Here is a 14,705-nt window from a genome sequence, read left to right on the forward strand (position 1 = left end):
AGGGAATAGATTGATGAAACATGTCATGCTGGTTGAAGATGAAATCGAACTTGCACAGTTGGTGCGAGACTATCTGGAAGCTGCTGGTTTTGAGGTCAGTATGTTTCATGATGGGCAGGAAGCATATAACAGTTTTACCCAGCGTAAACCGAGTCTGATGATTCTGGACTTGATGGTGCCGCGTATGGACGGCCTGACCATTTGCCGTAAGGTACGTGAACAGTCAGATTTACCGATTATTATGGTGACTGCACGTACTGAAGAAATTGACCGTGTGTTGGGTCTGAATATGGGTGCAGATGATTATCTCTGTAAACCATTTAGTCCGAAAGAACTGGTCGCGCGTGTACAGGCCGTGTTACGTCGTCTGGATCGTAAATCAGAACCGGAAAGCAATGATTTATTCCGTATGGACAAATCACAACAGCGCATCTGGTATCAACAAAAAGCCTTGAATTTAACGCCGACCGAATTCCGTTTACTGGAGTTATTCCTGGAACATGTCGGACAGGTATATTCACGTGCGCAATTGCTGGATCATATTAATCCGGACAGTTTTGATGTGGCTGACCGTGTCATTGACAGTCATATCAAGAATTTACGCCGTAAGATTTCAGATGCGGCTGAAACCGGTAACCGTCATGAGTGGATTCAGGCGGTGTATGGTGTGGGCTACCGTTTTGAATATCCTGAAGATTGATTAAAAAATAAATGTGGATGTTATTATTAACCATCCACATTTATTTAAACTTGTACTTTCAGAAAATATAAATCGTTAATCTGGTCCCATAAAAACTCATAGTCTTGCATGAGTGTAATATCGTTTCCGTAAGGCTTAGGAGTTCTATAACTTAATAACGTTCCTTCTTTGTACGTACTTTTATGCCTGAAATCAAAATCACGGGTATCATCCGAATATTTTATTTGGTTGCAATAGTGGGCATGATCAGTTGCGAGAATGAAATAACAAATGTCGATTCCATTTCTCTTGTAAAGTTCTAAATTTGAAAGATCTTTAAAGACATCGTAACGGTTGTTAGGTTCCCGATGGTTACTTTTCTTAAAGAATTTTAGTTCTATAGCAGCACAAGTTTGATGATCACCATCTTGATAACGAATTAAAATATCAATTCTTGCTCGCTCAGATTGACTCTTAATACTCGTTGTTTTTAAAGGTAAAAATGTTTCAAACTCTAAATGGAATTTGTCGCTTAACCTAAACTCATACAACTGCCCAAGTGTTTTTAAAATATGTCCTAATTCTAATTGGAAAGCACTTTCGTTATGTGTAATTAATCCTCCAAATGCGAGTTTGTGAGTAAGCAGCTTATATGCTGTTTCAATAATTTCATGTGTCAATTTAGTTTGATCAATTTTTTGCATGTTTTTTGAGTCTATTTATTAAGACGAACAACTCACCATCACTTCAGGCACATCACTTGGCAATGGCGCTAAATCTTCAGGCTGTTCCAAATCGGGCTGTTTCAGGTAAGGCTGACTGAGTAATTTAAACAGACGGTCTACTTCAGAAAAATCATCCCGCTCTGCCAGTTCAATGGCTTTCTGTGCCATATGATTCCGCAGAATATAATGCGGATTGGCCAGTTGCATGGCGGCATCCAATTCTTCTATATCCTGGTGTTCACGGATAGATCCATATTGCGCCAGGAATGCTTCAAACTGGCGTCGGTCCAGACAATCATCTTTAAGGGCTTCATAGTCTTTATTTTGCAACCCGATAAAACTCTGGGTATAGTCTAGTTGCTCACTTTGCAAAATTCGCAGAAAGGCCATAGCGCAGTCAAAACTGTCTTTATGGAAACTTGGCAAGCCCATTTTCTGGTTTAAACCATGTTTATAATGTTCCAAGAATGTTGGTTCATAATGCTCCAGACATGCAGCTAAATCCTGTTTCCATTGTTCTTTGTCATAATCTGTAGGGCAGAGCGGGACCAGATTGTTTAACCATTGCCACAAATTCCAATGCCCAATACTCGGCTGCTGCTGATAGGTATAACGACCTTGATAATCCGAGTGGTTATTGATCCAATTCGGACGGAAGCGCTCCATAAAGCCATAAGGACCAAAGTCCAAAGTTGAACCGGTAATATTCAGGTTGTCGGTATTCATCACGCCATGTGCAAAACCGACCAGTTGCCATTTGGCAATCATCACCGCAGTGCGCTGAATAACTTTGGTGGCAAAGCTCAGAATCGGCTGTTCGGCTTGCAGACATTCCGGATAATGCCATTCGATACATTTCTGGGTAAATTCAGCCAGCAGATCTGGCTGATACTGATTGATCCATTCAAAATGCCCGAAACGGATATGACAGTCAGAAGTACGCAGCATCATCGCGCCCGGCTCTAGCTTCTCACGCTGAATACCTTGCATTGATGAAGTAAAACCGACTGCATTACTGGATGCCACACCCAAGGCATTTAAGGCATGGCCCGCCAGATACTCACGAATAACTGAACGCAGTACGGCACGACCATCGCCCATGCGTGAATAAGGCGTTGAACCAGCACCTTTTAAATGCAGGTCAATGGTCTGCTGATCCTGATTTAGAATCTGTGCAATCAATAACCCGCGACCATCTCCCAATTGTCCTGCCCATTGCCCAAACTGATGACCTGCATAGGCCATAGCTAAAGGTTCAAACTCAGCAAAGACTTTCTGACCGCTACAAATCTCGACCCATTGCGCCTTGTCTTCGTCCGACCATTGCAGCTGTTCTGCCAATGCTGCATTAAAATGTCCGGCTTTTGCACCTTTTAATGGAAGCGGAATTTGATGGTGATAGAGGCGAGCAGGTAGTGTTTGATAGCGAGAGTTAAAATACATGGCATCGGTACAGGATTGGAATACATGAACTATAACAAAGATAGATGTATAAAACTGTTGTATAAGCGAGAGTTCACGTTATCTTTCGGGCATAAAAAAAGCCCCAATCGGAGCTTTAATGTTCAACAGCTTTTATTGAGAAACTGCAGATTTTTTCAGATTACGAACCAGTAGATTCAAGGTTTGACGATGATGGGAAAGACGCTGTTCAACCAGCTGGAATTCAACTTTCAGCTTGTCATCCATCTGATGGATTTTTTCAGCCATCGATGCTTTCTTGACCTGAATTTCCTGTTCTTTCAGCTTTGCCCAGTCATTTAAAGTTTGGGTAAATGCATCATATTCCTGTGCAATCTTGGTTTTTACCGCCGAGATGTCTTCAGAAACATCATGACCATACACCGCAAGATCCTGCTCAGCATATTTAAACTTCATTGCCAATTCCGCTTTTTTGATATTAAAGCTAGGAATACGGCGCAAGTTTTTAGCTAAACCAAGCTTAGAACAAGTCCAGATCAACCATTTGGTTGGATCGTATTGCCACCATTTCACGCCGTTACGGTAATCGTATTGGAAAATGTGGTGATAGTTATGATAACCCTCACCCCAAGTTGCAACCGCGAGTACGAAGTTGTCACGTGCAGTATTTTCGTCGGTATAAGGACGATTTCCCCACATGTGGCACAATGAGTTAATGAAGAAGGTCACATGATGGCTCAGGATTAAACGCATTAATCCACCCAACAGCAATACGCCCCAGACATCGCCGACTGCCCAGCCAATTGGCAATAAAATCGTGGCATGAACAGCAATCACTAAAGGAACGTAGTATTTGTCCTGAAACATCACCACTTTGTCTTTTAACAGATCTGGCGCATTTTTATAGTTGGCTGCACCTGATGGATAATCACGTAACATCCAGCCAATATGTGCATACCAGAAACCTCTATTGATCGAGTACGGATCTTGATCAACATCATCGACATGACGGTGATGGGTACGGTGACCAGATGCCCAGAATAAAATACTATTCTGTACAGCAAATGTACCCATAATCATCAAGATGATTTTCAATGGTAAAGTGGCTTCATAAGCACGATGTGCCCACAGGCGATGGTATCCTGCTGTAATGCCGAGGCTGCTTACGCCCAGTAAAACAAACATACTGATCCAAGCGGCAGCGCTAAAATCATGGTGATACGCATACAACGGAATCGCGATCAGGGCTACAATCGGTAAAAATACCAATGCAAACACAGCAATCCAGTTGATGGGGGCTTTGGGTAAGGGAGCATTCATCTCCAACAGCACTCCTAGAACCTCGGAAGGTATAACAAAAAGCAGAAACTACTGTTGGTTTTAACAGCAGCCTATCTTGTCCATATTAGCATGTGCCCTAAGGCATCACTAGCATTATTGTACGGTTGTATTGTACTTGTCGGTAACAGAATAAGTAGGGCAGAAGTGACCATTTTGCGAGCGTAGACGGGTTCTGATTTCCGACTAAGTGACTGAGGATTATCACTCTTTCAGAAAATGGAAACCGAATGAATCAGATGAAAATCGTTGTTCATAATTTCTACAATATGATTAGGGAATTTGCAGAATATAGAGGTTGGACAACTTCATTTCACTTTCAAATAAAATCTGATTAAGGAAGATTCACACTTTCATTATTGCATTATCGAAATGAACTGGATCAAGAAATACCTAGATCAATCAAGGCTAAGAGAGATTATTTAGAGTTGTTGTAGCATCAATTTTGGATAATCGGTAATCAGCCCCTGAACCCCCAGTCTCGCAGTTGTTTGGCACGGGTGACATCATTGACCGTCCAGACACTGATATTCAACTCGGCAGCCTGAGTGGCCTGAATCAGGTCTTTACTGGCCAGTTCATCCATCCAGCCAATATGACAGCATCCAAGTTCCAGCGCCTGATCAATGGCCTGATGTTTGACATCGGTTTCAATCAATAAACCGCGTTTTAAACGTGAGTTTTGCTGTTTAAATGCATCCAGAATTTTGGCATCAAAGCTGGTAATAATGGCTGCCTGCTCATAGCCTTGTAATTGCTGTTCGACTTCAAACGCGATTTTCTCAGCTGCTGCTTCAGATGTTACGCTTTTAATTTCGACTTCAATATGCTCGAAATTTCGAATGACATTTAAGGTTTGATCGAGCAGTGGGGTCGCTTCGATTTTATTCCATTCTGACCAGGCCACTGCGTGATTATATTGGGTAAGATCTTGACGGTTACACTCGTATAGATGCTTCTGCAAACCGGTGGTACGCACAAAGTCATCATCATGCATGATGATTAAGGCATTGTCTTTGAGCTGACGAACATCAAACTCAACGGCGCGAATGCCGATCTCCTGAATATATTGAAAACCGCCCAAGGTATTTTCAGGGGCTTCACCACGTGCACCACGATGACCAATTATGCGCATAAGATGCTCATGAGTGGGAAAGTTAAGTTCATTTTGCGAGGGCTACGTGACAGAAGGATGACACTTTCTATTTTCGTCAGATGCTCTGTAAAATCAAGAGACATCTGACGTGTATTTTTAGATGCTAACTTGAAACATAATTTTACTTTTCGATGCTGTCATTGATATTTTTTTGCCACAGCACTTCGGAACCGCTTTCAGCGCGTTGCAGGGTGCGTGATGCTACAAATAACCAGTCCGATAAACGGTTAAGTAGTTGCAGTGACGCTGCCTGAATATTTTGGTCACGGTGATGTACCGACATTACGCTGCGTTCTGCACGACGGCAGACTGCACGCGCCTGATGGGCAAAGCTGCACACCAGCGTTCCGGCAGGCAGAATAAAGTCTTTTAACATCGGCAACGCTTCATTCATGCGGTCGATATCATTTTCTAAAAACTCAATTGATACCGGTTGCACCAGATTAAAACCTGGAATACAGACTTCACCACCAAGATCGAATAACCAGTGTTGGATCAGGCTTAAAGATTTATCCCAAGCGGCTTGATCTTCAATGTTACTTGCTGAAATTTGTGCACGTAATACGCCAATCACGGCATTCAGTTCATCGACATCACCCAGCGCGGTAATACGCAAGTCATCTTTGGCAACGCGTGAGCCATCACCAAGCCCTGTAGTACCCGAATCGCCTGTGCGCGTGTAGATTTTACTTAAACGGTGGCCCATATGTGTTCCTTGAATTTTTAATGAAGATAATAAAAAAGGATAATGTCGGTCATAACATTATCCATAAACTGCGCTGTTTTAAAGTTTTTTGCTGTTTAGAGCTTAGTATTTAAAAGTGATTCCAATAGAAGCGAGGCGGTCACTGGCAATGTAATAAGATGTGGCATCATTAAATGCTGTTTTGTAATTGGTATCACCTAGGTTACGAATATTCACAAAGGTTTTTAAGTGAGGATTCACTTGCCAATAGGCATTCATATCAATGACTGCATAGCCTGGAATAAGGCCTTTATCCTCCTTAGATTTACCTTTAGCTACTAAAGACGTGGACGCACCATACTGACCATTATCCCAACCCAAGGTTAGGTTGAAGTTTTGGCGTGGGCGATTTGGCAAATCTTTATCTTTATCATCGTTCTTAGCTTGAATATACGCATATTCAGCATTGGCATAGAAGTCATCTTGTGTCAATTTTAAACCCAATTCAGCACCATTAAAGGTGGCGCTGTCCATATTTTCAAATACCCAGTTGGTATCTCCGTTAGAGACCATAATATTGTCGACTTGGGTTTGAAAAGCAGAACCGTATAATGTCATTGATGGGGTGATTAGATGATCAAAACCAATTTCATAAGATACACTTTCTTCTGGTTGTAGGTCAGGATTACCGCCCCACCAAGCGGGTTCACTAATAATTTGCCCGACAACTGGGGCACGAAATGCTGTTCCGACATTGGCATAAATACTTGATGTATGGCTTAGGGTATGTCGAACAGCGAGTTGTCCTACACTATGTGTACCAAATTGCTGATTGTCTTCAACTCGAATACCCGCTTGGGTGCTGATGACATCATTTTGATATTGGTGCTGTAAATAATAGCCAGTGCTATCATTTTCATCTTTAAAGGTGTTTAAACTTTCAGCTTCTGTCTTATTGTAATGTACACCCGCAAGAAGTTTATGCTCGGCGTTGATTTGCCATTGAATATTGGAATCTATTTCTTGTTGTTCAGTGATTACAGTCGATGGATAAGCGCTTTGTACAATTACGTATTCATCTTCAAATTCTGATAGGCGAGTTTCCCACACTAAATTTGGATTAAGCTTAAAATAACCTTTAATATTATAAAGGCGATTGGTGAAATCATAAGCTTCTGGTGCACCATAAGAGAAGTAGTCGCCGTGACCTTCATTTTCTTTAAATTCCGCTGACAATCCAAAGTTGTCTTGATCAACGCCTAATTTCGCTGAATAGCCTTTTTGATCGAAACCTGCTTTTTTAGATTGATTGCTAATAATTTGGTCACCATCTGTTTCTAGGCGTTGCCCACGAATTTGGGCGTAATAGCCATTTTCAGCAGCATCAATACCGACAAGTGATTTGTAGGTATTTTTTTCACCGACTTCGACCGTTGTAAACGCACTATTTTCTGTCGGTGTTTTGGAAATGAGTTGAATTACACCTCCAATTGCATCAGTACCGTATTGTACCGATGCAGGGCCTTTTAGAATTTCAATTTGCTTAATGTCTGTCGTATCAATTAAATGTAAATTTGTACCTGCAACAGTTGCGGTATTGGAGCGCATACCATCTTGTAAAATTAAGGTATGTGCGGCATTGCTGCCACGTAAGAAAATTGAAGCTGGTTGACCATAGCCACCCACTTGTTTGACTGATAGCGCTGCTTCTTTCGTTAATAAAGAAGGTAAGTCAGCAATAGGAGATTGTTGAATCGTTTTTTCATCAAGCACATTTAGACGCATCGGCACATTTTCAATATTTTGTTCGCTGCGTGATGCCGTGACCACAATGGTATCTAAAGATGCTTTCGCAACTTCTTGCTCGTTAGCAAAAACAGATGAAGTGGTACCCAACGCAAGTGCGATCGCACCTACCAAGGCAGTAGGTTGACAATGAAGTGACATGTTAAAGCTCCCTACATTCACTTCCCCGTGAATGATTGAGTTATAGAACACAACAAGCAGGTTTCCGGACTTAAATGTGCAAAGCAGCGACTTTGCTGTATATCCACCTTCCCACATCAAGATGCAGTGGTGTAAACCGAAGAGTTTAAATTGATAGACGTTTCATTTTTTACCGTTGCGGGGGCAGTGCTGGATTTACACCAGCTTCCCTAAAGCCTGAAGGCTTGGACTTGCTGCAAAGTGAGCGCAGTATAAAGTCAGTATGAGTTATATACAATCTGCATAGAGAATAATCCGGATGAACTTTTACGCAAGTCAGAAAAATTGCATTACAATGATTTGCCCCAATCTTACAGATTGTTCAATACATTGGTAGATCTAGAGCCAACATAATATGCGAACCCGTGCCAAAATTTGTGGAATCACCCGAGTTGAAGATGTACATGCCGTAGCCAATGCTGGCTGTGACGCGATAGGATTTGTATTTTATCCACCGAGTCCGCGGCATGTCACTTTAGAGCAGGCTGAAATCCTGATTCAGTCGGTTCCAGCTTATGTACAGGCGGTGGGTTTATTTGTGAATAGTCACGCAGATGAAATCCAGGCGATTTTAAATAAAATACCGCTGGATATTTTACAATTTCATGGCGATGAAACACCTGAACAGTGTCAGGCTATCGCCCAGCAGGTCGGACGCCGTTGGTATAAAGCCATTCAGGTAAAACCTGATCTGGATGCAGTCGCAGAAATTCAAGGTTATCAAGATGCAGGCGCAAGCGCAGTGCTATTAGATGCATGGCATCCTGATCTGAAAGGTGGCACAGGGCACAGCTTCGATTGGGACACATTTCCCAAACTCAATATTCCCTTGATCTTGGCAGGCGGTTTAAATCCTGACAATATTGAACAGGCAATTCTCACCACACAGGCGTATGCCGTCGATGTGAGTGGCGGTGTCGAGTCCGCAAAAGGTATTAAAGACCAACAACTCATAGAACGCTTTATGCAAGGAGTCCATCGTGGATCAGCAAAGTACTAGCCAGAACAGTCAGGCAGTTGACTATACCCAATTCCCGGATGAACGCGGGCATTTCGGTATTCATGGCGGACGTTTTGTGTCAGAAACACTCATGGCGGCTTTAGAAGACTTGGAAAAGCTCTATTTCCGTATGAAAGATGATGCGCAGTTTTTGGCAGAATTTGACCGTGACATGGCGTTTTACGTCGGTCGTCCGAGTCCTTTATATCATGCTGAACGATGGTCGAAAGAGTTGGGTGGCGCACAGATTTACCTGAAACGTGAAGACCTGAACCATACCGGTTCGCACAAAGTAAATAATACAATCGGTCAGGCTTTGCTGGCGAAGCTTTCCGGCAAGAAACGTATTATTGCCGAAACAGGGGCAGGCCAGCACGGTGTAGCAACGGCAACGATTGCAGCACGTTTAGGTCTTGAATGCGTAGTATTTATGGGCGCAGACGATGTAAAACGTCAGGCGATGAACGTCTACCGTATGCGTTTATTAGGTGCGACGGTTGTGCCGGTAGAAAGTGGCTCTAAAACCTTAAAAGATGCCATGAATGAAGCCATGCGTGATTGGGTGACCAATGTTGATTCAACCTATTATGTGATTGGTACTGTGGCAGGTCCACACCCATATCCACAGTTGGTTCGTGATTTCCAGTCGATCATTGGTCGTGAAGCACGCCGTCAGATTCTGGAACAGGCTGGCCGTCTGCCAGATGCACTGGTAGCATGTGTCGGTGGTGGATCCAATGCAATGGGCTTGTTCTATCCATTCCTGAACGATCAAGACGTGAAAATGTACGGCGTTGAAGCAGCAGGTCATGGGATTGAATCAGGCAAGCACTCTGCGCCGTTGAATGCCGGTCATGTCGGTGTCCTGCATGGTAACCGAACTTACCTGATGTCGGATGCACAAGGCCAGATCATCGAAACGCATTCAATTTCTGCAGGTCTGGATTATCCGGGTGTGGGTCCGGAACATAGTTTCCTGAAAGATATGTATCGCGTGAAATACGTACCGATCAATGACCAGGAAGCTTTACAGGGTTTCCGCGACTTGACCAAGATTGAAGGCATTATTCCGGCGTTAGAAAGCGCACATGCTATGGCTTATGTCACTAAACTTGCACCGACCATGGATAAAGATCAAATTATTATTGCGACGGTTTCAGGTCGTGGTGATAAAGATTTGATGACTGTGGCACGCATTGATGGCGTAGAAATGGTTGAGATGTAAGTTCCTTAAAGTCCTCTCCTTATAGGAGAGGGTTTGGGAGAGGGTAAGTTAAAAAATCGTGCTAAGTTTTCTTAGCACGATTTTTTATTGAGTAGATTTTGAAAAAATATGCCTGGATGGCGTTAAGAGAACTCACCTTGCGCACGCTCTTTGGCCCACTCACGTAAAACAAATTTCTGCAATTTTCCGGTCGAAGTTTTTGGAATTTCGGTAATCACCACATCCTTAGGCACTTTAAAACGGGCCAGATGCTCACGGCAGAATTCCATAATTTCTTCTTCCGAAGCTGTTATTCCTTCTTTGAGTTCGATAAAGGCACAAGGAACTTCCTGCCAGCGTGGATCAGGCTTGGCGACTACCGCCGCAGTCAGCACCGCCGGATGCTGATACAGCACTTCCTCCACTTCAAGTGAAGAAATATTTTCTCCGCCGGAAATAATCACGTCTTTAGAGCGGTCGGTAATTTTGGCATAGCCATCCGGTTGGCAAACTGCCAGATCTCCTGTATGGAACCAGCCACCGGCAAAGGCTTCAGCGGTCGCCTCAGGATTTTTCAGATAACCTTTCATCACGATATTGCCACGGAACATGATTTCACCCATGGTCTGACCATCATGTGGCACTTCCTGCATGGTATCCGGATCAAGCACTTTCATGCCATCTTGCAATGGATAAGGTACGCCTTGGCGGGAGTGCAACTGTGCTTGTTCCTGAATAGATAAATCACTCCACCCGGCTTGGGATGCGCACAGTGCAGAAGGACCGTAGGTTTCTGTCAGGCCGTAAACATGCGTTACGTTAATACCGATATTGCGCATGCCTTCAATAATTGCTGCTGGAGGTGCGGCACCCGCCACCATCACTTCGACACGATGATCAATTTTGGTCTTTTTCTCTTCAGGTGCGTTAATCAGCATTGACAAGACAATTGGTGCACCGCAGAAGTAATCGACTTTATGTTCGGCAATCAGTTTAAAGATCAGTTCAGCATCAACTTTACGCAAGCAAACGTTGGTTCCACCGTTGGCCGCCATGGTCCAGGCAAAGCACCAGCCATTACAGTGGAACAGCGGAAGTGTCCATAAATAGGTAGCGCGTGGTGTCATGCCACAGGCGATAATATTACTGGCTGCGTTAATGTAGGCACCGCGATGATGATAGACCACGCCTTTCGGATTGCCGGTGGTACCGGAGGTATAACTTAAGCTGATAGCATCCCATTCATCTTGAGGCAAATGCCATTCAAAGTTTGCGTCGCCTTGCGCAATCCAGTCTTCATATTCGATTTGACCAATACGCTTATCTTCACCTTCAAACTCTGCATCGGCCACATCAATGACATAAATATCCTGTGACACCAAGGCAAGTGCTTCAGTCGCAAGTGCGGTAAATTCAGGATCGACCAAGAGCACTTTGCTTTCAGCGTGTTCCAGCATAAAAGCCAGTGTTTTGGCATCGAGACGGGTATTTAAAGTATTCAGGACTGCACCTGCCATCGGTACAGCAAAATGTGCTTCGATCATGGCAGGGACGTTAGGCAGCAGGACAGACACGGTATCATTTTTACCGATACCTAGTTTTTGGAGTTGGTTGGCAAACTGACGACAACGATTGTATTTCTCACGCCAGGTGATCCGGCGTTTACCGTGAATAATCGCATTCTGATTGGGATAGATATAAGCTGCACGATCAAGATAGCGTAAAGGTGATAAGGCTACAAAATTTGCAGAGGTACGCGGTAATTCATCATATGCGCTAACCATTGGAAAACTCCATTCTATATTTATTTTCATATCCTGTTGAAAAGATATGTATTTCTCATGAGTGTTGCATTTATGCTTTAGTCGAGTACGATTTTACAAATTTTAAGTGATTGAATATTAATGAAAATATTTAACGACACTTAAATGTTTTGAACGCATGGGTTCCCATATTTGATTTTTTAGGTATTTTACTCTAATTGAGCGATTAAAATAATATCAGCCAAGGAAGAATAATGAAAATACAACAGGCGGATGAGATCTGGCGAAACTGGTCAGGCAGCCAGTCCAGTGCAGCTCAGATATTTAAACCAAGACATATCAATGAATTACAAGATCTGTTGAAGTCGCAGGCAAACATTCGTGCAGTGGGTGCAGGACATTCCTTCAGTCCACTCGCTAAAACGGATAAAATCTTGCTTAATCTCGATCAGTTCAAAGGTATCGTTGCTTTTAATCAAGAGAAAACACAATGCACCGTGCAGGCCGGGACGCGTTTATATGATTTGGGGAAAGATCTGGTACCGATCAATCAGGCCTTAATCAATCAGGGCGATATAGACCAGCAAAGTCTGGCCGGAGCGATTTCTACCGGAACGCATGGCACGGGCATCGATTTACCTTGCATCTCTGCTTTCGTGGAAGGCTTTGAATTACTGACCGCGGATGGAGAGCTGTTGCAATGTCATCGTGAGCAGAATGCTGAGATATTTCAGGCTGGACGGGTGGCATTGGGCAGCTTAGGCATATTGACCCAAATCACCCTGCAAAATCGACCACGATATAAACTAAAAGAACAGATCCAGCTCTGTTCATTAAAAGACATATTTACCCATATTGGTCAATGGAAACATCAGCACCGACATATTGAGTTTTGGGCTTTTCTGCATGCCGATCAGGTGATACTGAAAACCCTGGATGACACGGAGGATGACATTCAGCCGAGACAGGAAAGCTGGCCTTCGGAAGATACTTTATTAACCGTATGTTCGGAATTGACGCGACTTTTCCCAAAGACAAATCCCTATCTGCAAAAACTGCTGAGTGTGTTTGTTAAATCGACTTGCTATGTAGATTGGTCATCCCGGATTTTTCCGACCCCGCGCCAGACCAAATTTAATGAAATGGAATATCAGATTCCGGTTGATTCAGGCTTGCAGTGTCTGGACGAGATTCTGCATATTTTACGTAAACATCAGGTGCCGATGTTTTTCCCGATCGAGTTTCGTTATGTCAAAGGCGATGAGATCTGGCTAAGTCCTTTTTATCAGCGTGATTTGGTCTCCATTTCGATTCATCAATTTTATAAACAGGATTACCACGCGATCTTTGATCTGGTCGAGCCGATTTTACAGAAATATCAGGGACGACCGCATTGGGGCAAGTTACATAGTATGAGCGCAGCCTCGCTGCGCGAACTCTACCCGAAATGGGATAATTTCATGGTGCTACGTCAGCAATTGGATCCACAGCAAAAATGGCTGAATCCATATTTAAAAGAATTGTTTTTATCTGGGAAATGAGGAGAGGGCGATGCAATCAAATTATTTTCAGCAACTGACGCAGGAATTAAAACGGCAGGGCACTGTCACACCGCAACTGATTTTAGATTTAAAAACCTATCAACGTAATTTGGACTATGTACAGTCAAAATTGCCTGCGAAGTTAAAACCACGTCTGGTAGTGAAGTCTTTAGCCAGCATTCAGCTACTCAAACTGGCCAGTGAAAAACTAAATACCCAGCGCTTTATTGTCTTTCATCTGCCGCATCTGCTGGAGATTATAGGGACATTTCAGCAAGCCGATATCTTGTTGGGTAAACCGATGCCGATTCAGGCAGTCAAACATTTTTATCAAACTTTGTCTGATCAAAATAAAGCCAATGATCAAGTAATTATTCAATGGCTAATTGATGATGTGGAACGATTAAAACAATATCTGCAACTCGCGCAAAGCTTGAATACCTGCCTGAATGTCAATATTGAAATTGATGTAGGGCTGCATCGTGGCGGCGTACAAACGCAGCAGCAATTTATAGCCTTAATGAAGCTGATTCAGCACAACACGGCTTATCTCAAACTTTCGGGTCTAATGGGCTATGATGCACATGTCGCCAAACTGCCAAAAATTTTGAAAAGTCCCGACAAAAGTTATCAGCAATCGCAGCAGATGTATCAACAATACAAAAGTATTCTTCAGCGAAAATTCCCGGATTTATGGCATGAAGGTTTGTGTTTTAACGGTGGGGGAAGTCCAACCTTTATGCAGCATTGCCAGCAAAGTGTCTGTAATGATCTGGCCTTTGGCTCGATGCTGCTTAAGCCGAGTGATTTTGATCTGGAAAATTTGTCCGCTTTAAGCTGTGCTTTATGGATTGCCGCACCCATTTTAAAAGTGTTGCCTTGTAGTCAGATTCCCGGTCTGGAGCTGCTGAATTATCTTCCTCATCAATATAAAGCCGTATTTATTTATGGCGGCTATTGGCGAGCGGATTATATTTATCCTGAAAAAAGCCGGCCGCATGTGTTGTATGGCCGCAGCAGTAATCAGGAAATGCTTCAGGTGCCCATGCAGTGCGATATTCATGTCGATGATTATGTGTTTTTAAGACCGACACAAAGTGAAGCGCTGATCCCGCAATTCGACCAGCTGTATGTTTATGTAGAGGGAAAGTTTCTCCAGTGGCAGACGTTCCGGGAATAACTACATTCTGAAATGAAAAATGAGCC

Annotated in this window: 11 protein-coding genes, 1 pseudogene and 1 riboswitch; of the genes and pseudogenes, 5 read left to right on the plus strand and 7 right to left on the minus strand. The window is 43.2% G+C overall.

Translation table 11 applies throughout. The features are described 5' to 3' along the window. The first annotated feature begins 13 nt into the window (after positions 1 to 13). The gene (locus tag HGD77_RS03125) at positions 14 to 700 is read left to right on the plus strand and encodes a response regulator (RefSeq protein WP_004278304.1); all 687 of its coding nucleotides are present in this window, start codon (positions 14 to 16) and stop codon (positions 698 to 700) included. Positions 701 to 744: 44 nt separating this feature from the next. Here the strand turns inward: HGD77_RS03125 and HGD77_RS03130 are convergent, their stop codons facing one another. The 6 genes and pseudogenes from HGD77_RS03130 to HGD77_RS03155 all read right to left on the minus strand — a co-directional run bounded on the left by HGD77_RS03130 (position 745) and on the right by HGD77_RS03155 (position 7,952). Next, positions 745 to 1,383, minus strand: coding sequence for a hypothetical protein (locus HGD77_RS03130; protein ID WP_168730670.1), 639 nt, complete (start codon positions 1,381 to 1,383; stop codon positions 745 to 747). 18 nt (positions 1,384 to 1,401) lie between these two features. Next, positions 1,402 to 2,847, minus strand: coding sequence for a protein adenylyltransferase SelO (locus HGD77_RS03135; RefSeq protein ID WP_168730671.1), 1,446 nt, complete (start codon positions 2,845 to 2,847; stop codon positions 1,402 to 1,404). A 132-nt stretch (positions 2,848 to 2,979) separates the two neighbouring features. Then, positions 2,980 to 4,146 (minus strand): acyl-CoA desaturase, encoded by a 1,167-nt coding sequence (locus HGD77_RS03140; protein ID WP_168730672.1) that lies wholly within the window; start codon positions 4,144 to 4,146, stop codon positions 2,980 to 2,982. Between the two features lie 440 nt (positions 4,147 to 4,586). Beyond that, positions 4,587 to 5,299, minus strand: a pseudogene (locus HGD77_RS03145) (glycerophosphodiester phosphodiesterase). A gap of 142 nt (positions 5,300 to 5,441) precedes the next feature. After that, positions 5,442 to 6,026, minus strand: coding sequence for a cob(I)yrinic acid a,c-diamide adenosyltransferase (locus tag HGD77_RS03150; protein ID WP_005107832.1), 585 nt, complete (start codon positions 6,024 to 6,026; stop codon positions 5,442 to 5,444). A gap of 102 nt (positions 6,027 to 6,128) precedes the next feature. After that, a complete protein-coding gene (locus HGD77_RS03155) occupies positions 6,129 to 7,952 on the minus strand; it encodes a TonB-dependent receptor plug domain-containing protein (RefSeq protein ID WP_138743082.1) in 1,824 nt (607 codons plus the stop codon). 37 nt (positions 7,953 to 7,989) lie between these two features. Next, a riboswitch (cobalamin riboswitch) is annotated at positions 7,990 to 8,201 on the minus strand. A gap of 145 nt (positions 8,202 to 8,346) precedes the next feature. On the opposite strand from HGD77_RS03155, the gene HGD77_RS03160 reads away from it, so the two are divergent. Together HGD77_RS03160 and trpB are read left to right on the plus strand one after the other, a co-directional pair. Next, complete coding sequence (locus HGD77_RS03160; protein WP_005103301.1) at positions 8,347 to 8,991, plus strand: phosphoribosylanthranilate isomerase; 645 nt, start codon at positions 8,347 to 8,349, stop codon at positions 8,989 to 8,991. Continuing rightward, positions 8,972 to 10,216 carry a tryptophan synthase subunit beta gene (gene trpB, locus HGD77_RS03165; RefSeq protein WP_138743083.1) on the plus strand — a complete coding sequence of 415 codons (1,245 nt, stop codon included), beginning with the start codon at positions 8,972 to 8,974 and terminating at the stop codon, positions 10,214 to 10,216. The genes HGD77_RS03160 and trpB overlap by 20 nt, the downstream gene beginning before the upstream one ends. A gap of 122 nt (positions 10,217 to 10,338) precedes the next feature. Here trpB and HGD77_RS03170 read toward each other — a convergent pair whose 3' ends face one another. Beyond that, positions 10,339 to 11,979, minus strand: coding sequence for an acyl-CoA synthetase (locus HGD77_RS03170; RefSeq protein WP_138743250.1), 1,641 nt, complete (start codon positions 11,977 to 11,979; stop codon positions 10,339 to 10,341). 233 nt (positions 11,980 to 12,212) lie between these two features. Here HGD77_RS03170 and HGD77_RS03175 point away from each other — a divergent pair, with 233 nt between their 5' ends. After that, complete coding sequence (locus HGD77_RS03175) at positions 12,213 to 13,499, plus strand: D-arabinono-1,4-lactone oxidase (RefSeq protein WP_168730673.1); 1,287 nt, start codon at positions 12,213 to 12,215, stop codon at positions 13,497 to 13,499. 10 nt (positions 13,500 to 13,509) lie between these two features. Then, entirely contained in the window at positions 13,510 to 14,679 is a 1,170-nt protein-coding gene (locus tag HGD77_RS03180; RefSeq protein WP_168730674.1) for an alanine racemase, read from the plus strand. Positions 14,680 to 14,705 lie beyond the last annotated feature (26 nt).

Origin of the sequence: Acinetobacter sp. NEB149 (assembly GCF_012516415.1) — a bacterium.
GTDB lineage: Bacteria > Pseudomonadota > Gammaproteobacteria > Pseudomonadales > Moraxellaceae > Acinetobacter > Acinetobacter lwoffii_V.

Excerpts from the sequence above, each read along its gene's own strand:
- HGD77_RS03170 (WP_138743250.1), bottom strand. The coding sequence starts at position 11,979 with ATGGTTAGCGCATATGATGAATTACCGCGTACCTCTGCAAATTTTGTA.
- HGD77_RS03150 (WP_005107832.1), bottom strand. The coding sequence starts at position 6,026 with ATGGGCCACCGTTTAAGTAAAATCTACACGCGCACAGGCGATTCGGGT.
- HGD77_RS03125 (WP_004278304.1), top strand. The coding sequence starts at position 14 with ATGAAACATGTCATGCTGGTTGAAGATGAAATCGAACTTGCACAGTTG.
- HGD77_RS03155 (WP_138743082.1), bottom strand. The coding sequence starts at position 7,952 with ATGTCACTTCATTGTCAACCTACTGCCTTGGTAGGTGCGATCGCACTT.
- HGD77_RS03175 (WP_168730673.1), top strand. The coding sequence starts at position 12,213 with ATGAAAATACAACAGGCGGATGAGATCTGGCGAAACTGGTCAGGCAGC.
- HGD77_RS03180 (WP_168730674.1), top strand. The coding sequence starts at position 13,510 with ATGCAATCAAATTATTTTCAGCAACTGACGCAGGAATTAAAACGGCAG.
- HGD77_RS03135 (WP_168730671.1), bottom strand. The coding sequence starts at position 2,847 with ATGTATTTTAACTCTCGCTATCAAACACTACCTGCTCGCCTCTATCAC.
- HGD77_RS03160 (WP_005103301.1), top strand. The coding sequence starts at position 8,347 with ATGCGAACCCGTGCCAAAATTTGTGGAATCACCCGAGTTGAAGATGTA.
- HGD77_RS03130 (WP_168730670.1), bottom strand. The coding sequence starts at position 1,383 with ATGCAAAAAATTGATCAAACTAAATTGACACATGAAATTATTGAAACA.
- HGD77_RS03140 (WP_168730672.1), bottom strand. The coding sequence starts at position 4,146 with ATGAATGCTCCCTTACCCAAAGCCCCCATCAACTGGATTGCTGTGTTT.